Source organism: Bradyrhizobium sp. UFLA05-153 (assembly GCF_054185185.1).
Window position 1 is genome coordinate 17,302 of the sequence record NZ_JBBIAM010000142.1, and the last position, 5,148, is coordinate 22,449.

Consider the following 5,148-nt stretch of genomic DNA (forward strand, 5'->3'; position numbering starts at 1 on the left):
AGACGCTGCAGCAGGAGCGCGAGCGGTCGGCGCGGCTCGAGCAGGATCTCGCAGCCGCGCGGCGCGATGTCGAAACCCGGGCTGCGCTGGCGACGAAAGCAGGTGAGGAAACGTCCCGGCTGAAACAGGCGGGCGAGAGCGGGGCTGCGGAGTCGCAGAAGACGCTGCAGCAGGAGCGCGAGCGGTCGGCGCGGCTCGAGCAGGATCTCGCAGCCGCGCGGCGCGATGTCGAAACCCAGGCTGCGCTGGAGACGAAAGCAGGTGAGGAAACGTCCCAGCTGAAACAGGCGGGCGAGAGCGGCGCCGCGGAGTCGCAGAAGACGCTGCAGCGGGAGCGCGAGCGGTCGGCGCGGCTGGAGCAGGATCTCGCAGCCGCGCGGCGCGATGTCGAAACCCAGGCTGCGCTGGCGACGAAAGCAGGTGAAGAAACGTCCCGGCTGAAACAGGCGGGCGAGAGCGGCGCCGCGGAGTTCCAAAAGACGCTACAGCAGGAGCGCGAGCGGTCGGCGCAGCTGGAGCAGGATCTCGCAGCCGCGCGGCGCGATGTCGAAACCCAGACTGCGCTGGCGACGAAAGCAGGTGAGGAGACGTCCCGGCTGAAACAGGCGGGCGAGAGCGGCGCCGCGGAATTCCAAAAGACGCTGCAGCATGAGCGCGAGCGATCAGCGCGGCTCGAGCAGAATCTCGCAGCCGCGCGGCACGATGTCGAAACCCAGACTGCGCTGGCGGCAAAGGCAAACGAGGAAGTTTCGCAGCGAAATCGGGCGGCGGAGGCCAGTGCCGCGGACTTGAGGCAATCGATGCAGAAGGAGCGCGAAAGGGCCGACACGCTTGCGCAGGATCTTTCCCTGACGCGAAGCGCTATTTATGCATACGAGGCGCAAACGACAGTGGTGGCGAAAGCCAGCGAGGACGCGTCCCCGCGGAAAGCGGCAGGAGGGAGCGGCGCGCTGGAGTTGCAGAAATCCCTGCAACAGGAGCGGGATCGGTCCGGCCAGTTGGAGCAGGCGCTGGCGGCCGCGCGTCGAGATATCGATGCGCAGACGGCACTGGCGACAAAGGCGAGCGACGAAGTCGCCAAGCTGACGCAGGCAGCACAAGCTGGCGCCGCGGAACAGAGGCGATTGATGCAGAAGGAGCGTGAGAGAGCCGATGCGCTGACGCAGGATCTCTCGATGGCGCGCAGCAAGATCTACGCATACGAGGCTCAAGCGGCCAAAGCCAGTGAGGACGCGGCGCAGCTTAAACAGGCGGAAGCGAGCGATACCGCCAACTTGCGGCAATCGCAGCAACGAGAGCGCGAGCGGGCTGAGCAACTAGCCCGGGATCTCTCGAAAGCAAGCCGTGATCTCGACGCGCAGACCGAGCGCGCGTCCAAGGCAAGCGAGGAAGTCGTACGGATCAAGCAAGCCGGAGAACGCGAATCGGCGGCGCTGCGCGGCTTGTTGCTGCGTGAACGCGAGCGCGCCGGGGGACTGGAACGGGATCTCGCATCGGCGCGTCACGATAACGTCGCGCTTGTGGCGAAAGATCCCCCCGCTCGGCCTGAGCTGGCTACCACTGGCCAGGTCGCGCGCGAGGAGTTGCAGGCAGCGCCGGCACGGCCAATCCAGAACCGACCCGTCCAAGACAAGCCAATCCAAGACAAATCAGTCAAAGACAAGCCAGTCCAAGACCAGGCCATAGCGGCGCGCAGCCAGGGCAAAGCCCAGGTCAATCCTGACGAAGAGATGCAAGCGGCGAAATTGATCGCGCGCGCGAGCGTACTGCTTGAACAGGGAAACATCGGCGCGGCGCGGATCGTGCTGGAGCGCGCCGCTGAGATGGGCAGCGCGCAAGCAAGCTTCGTGCTCGCGGAAACCTACGATCCGCGGATCCTTCCAAAGTGGGGAACGTATGGAACGCAAGGCGATCTCACTAAAGCGCAAAATCTTTATGCGCGGGCCGAAGCCGGAGGAGTCAAGGAAGCGAAGGCACGACTAGAAGCGTTGCGTCGATAACACGGTCTTTGTGCGGCGATTTTCCAAACCGACCATGCGCAATCAAGGCTCGAAAGCGCCGATACGGATACAGCATGTGTGGAGGAGCTGGTCGATGAAAAGGTTTATGGGATTGCGTCGGCTGCTTTTACTCGCAGCGTTCGCGCCGTTGCTCTTCGCCATTCAGCCTGGGGCGGAGGCGCAGTCGCAAAATAGGCCTCACAAGGTTCGCCTGACACGGCCCGAGCCGACGCAGCCAAGGCCTGAGGTGATCTCCATGAACGCCTGGACGATCGGCCTGGCCGGAGGTCTGCTCGAGGGCGCGCCGATCCGCCTGGCGGCAGAGATCGCCCGTGTGGTCGACGATGGGGATAACCTGCATGTTCTGCCGGTTGTCACCCGCGGGGCCACGGAAAACCTGAACTCCCTGCTCTATCTGCGCGGCATCGATGCGGCAATCATCAATTCCGACGCGCTCGAGGAATACAAGAGCCAGGTGCCGGACATCCAGCGACGAATTGCGTATGTCCTGAATCTGTTCCCGTCCGAGCTGCAGATCTTCGTTCGACCGGAGATCCGGAACTTGAACGATCTCGCCGGCAAGAAGGTCAATTTCAATACGCAGGGCACTGCTGCGGCCTATTCGGGGCCGCTGATCTTCAGCCGCCTCAACATCGAGGTGGAAAAGACGTTTATTCCACACCAAATCGCGCTCGAGCAGATGCGCAAAGGCGAGATGTCAGCCGTCGTCTTCATCACATCGAAGCCGGTGGATGCTTTCGTGAAGGGCCGTTGGGAGCCAGGCTTCAAGTTCCTGCCTGTCCCGTACGAGAGCAAGTTCGAGGATTATTATCTTCCCGCCTCTCTGGACGCGGCCGACTATCCCAACCTGATCAAGCAGGGCGAACGGGTTTCGACGATAGCCGTGCCGACCACTCTGGTCGCCTTCAATTGGCCGGCCAAGTCGAATCGGTCCGAGCGCGTCGCGCGCTTCATCGACCACTTGTTCTCCCGGATCGACAGATTGCAGGCGCCCGGTTTCGATCCGAAGTGGAAATCCATCAACCTCGCCGCGACGGTTCCGGGTCTCACGCGCGTCCCTGCGGCACAGGCATGGCTGGATCGTCAGCTCCGCACAACACGTGCATCGCAATGAAACGCGGCGCGATTCTGCTTATTGCACTCGCGGCCACCGGCGGTCTTGCGTTGGCGCCTGTCTCTTATACACATCATGTGTATAAGAGACAGCTCACCGATCGCGACCGCTACGACATTGTCACGCAGCGGGACCGACGAGTCCGCGATGCAGTTATCGATTCGCTGTCGCGCCGGCCGGACGGAGCTGGTGCTCGCGGGCCCCGGCATCTCCCGCGGAGGCGGTGATGATACAATTTCCTATCGCGTGAATGATCGTCCAGCGGTGCAGGTCGCGGCCGCCGTGCCGGCATTCGCTCCTGGCGTTGCGTTCGCCGGGGATGTTGTTCGCTTGCTGCAGTCGCTGCCGGATAACGGGGACCTTATTGTCCTCCTCTCACCTCGGGGCGGGGCTGCCCATGACGGAACGTTCTCCCTCGCCGGGATAGATGCGGTGCGCGCGAAAATGGCCGCAGCCTGCAAATGGCCGCTCGCCATAGCGACACCGAACCATTGATGGTGTGCAAATGATTTTCTTCGATGGAGGCTCACGATGATCAAGTTTCATGATGTTGCAAAAGCGGCCGCGATGGGAGCGATCGCCGTTCTGGTGTCCGCGTCGTTTGCGGCCGCGCAGCAGGGCGGAAAATACTGGACGCCGGCAGACGGCCAACCCGTCGTGCATAGAGCGAGCCCTGCGAGGCATCACATAGCGAAGCGAACGACGAGGACGCCGACGCGATCCGCGCTTGCCCGCATGGACGATCCGGCTGCAACGAAGAAGAAAGAACATCACCTGATCCTGCAGGTGAACACCAACGACCCCGCCGCGATGAATCTCGCGCTCAACAACGCAACGAACGTGGCTCAATATTACAAGGACTTCGGCGAAAAGGTGAAGATCGAGGTGGTCACATTTGGGCCCGGCCTGAACATGCTGCGTGAAGACACATCGCCGGTAAAGGCTCGCATCGAGGAGATGGCCCTGAGCACCCCCGAGGTTTCGTTCAAGGCCTGTGGCAACACCCAGGAGAAAATGCAGAAGGCCGAAAACAAGAACATACCGATCGTTCGGCAGGCGGAGGTCGTGAAGTCGGGTGTCGTGCGCGTGATGGAGTTGCAAGAGATGGGCTGGACCTACGTCAAGCCGTAAGCCGGACTGATCGGCCATTCAGAGCAATTGGTAGACGGAGCACGGCGGATCGGTGAAACGGCAGCTCTTTGATGACACGGGAACGTTTCATGGGACCTTCATTGATGGAAGGAGCCAATCACGCTTGTCGGCAATTCCTGAGACAATTTCTTTCGGCGAAGCTTCGGACAGAGGCTTGCGGCTCGAACTGCACGAGAGCGGCACGTATGTCCGCCTCTTGAAGATAGAGACTGCCAACTGAGGCGGCCTTACTAAGCCTCTTCCCTTCCGAACAACTCGTCAGCCGGGGAGTGCTTTATTTTGCGGTTCTGTGATTGTATCAGATCAGCGAGTCTGGCTGCGGCTCGATCTATTCTGCGAAGGGCTTCTGCCTCCAGCAGGCAGAAGCGAGTCATACTTAGGTCACGCCGCGCGGCCTGGACCTCGTGCAATACATTATATCAACCGCCTCCCCAGCATTGTCCTTCTCAGCGGATCCTGAACGGATACCGGCCACGGCGCGCTGGGCTGCGTTTATTGGCCATTGGATTACTCCACCAGATGATCTCGTCCGAGGTGGGCGGCACCTGTCCGTAGGCCGGACGGGTACTGCTTTGTAGCGAACTCGTCCGGTGTGACTGATCTACGGCGCATGTACGAGTTTCTGCTGCCATCCGAGGCCCACCGGCTAAAGCCGACGGACCTAACCTGTTCGATGAGCCCTTCGCTCAAGGACCCAGCCTATTCGTCCCAGAGGCGCTTTCCGCATCCGCGTTCGAACATGTGAGTAATGCCGCCGGTCTCAGGTACGCATCCGGCGAAGGCTCCGGCTAGGCCGCTTAGCTGATCGGCGCTTAAGCGGCGTGAGCGACGCTTTGAGGCTTCCACTTCCAAGGCAGCAGT

At 61.7% G+C, this 5,148-nt stretch carries 4 protein-coding genes; all 4 read left to right on the plus strand.

Annotation, left to right across the window (positions count from 1 at the left end):
* Window positions 1-2,000, plus strand: a 2,000-nt coding sequence (locus Q2941_RS44220) for a coiled-coil domain-containing protein (RefSeq protein WP_458196482.1), incomplete at its 5' end; no start/stop codon positions are given.
* Window positions 2,001-2,094: 94 nt separating this feature from the next.
* The gene (locus Q2941_RS44225) at window positions 2,095-3,135 is read left to right on the plus strand and encodes a TAXI family TRAP transporter solute-binding subunit (protein WP_027527802.1); all 1,041 of its coding nucleotides are present in this window, start codon (window positions 2,095-2,097) and stop codon (window positions 3,133-3,135) included.
* Window positions 3,136-3,282: 147 nt separating this feature from the next.
* Window positions 3,283-3,630, plus strand: a complete 348-nt coding sequence (locus Q2941_RS44230; RefSeq protein ID WP_458196483.1) for a hypothetical protein — start codon at window positions 3,283-3,285, stop codon at window positions 3,628-3,630.
* Between the two features lie 36 nt (window positions 3,631-3,666).
* The gene (locus Q2941_RS44235; protein WP_458196484.1) at window positions 3,667-4,266 is read left to right on the plus strand and encodes a DsrE family protein; all 600 of its coding nucleotides are present in this window, start codon (window positions 3,667-3,669) and stop codon (window positions 4,264-4,266) included.
* The last annotated feature ends 882 nt before the right edge of the window (window positions 4,267-5,148 follow it).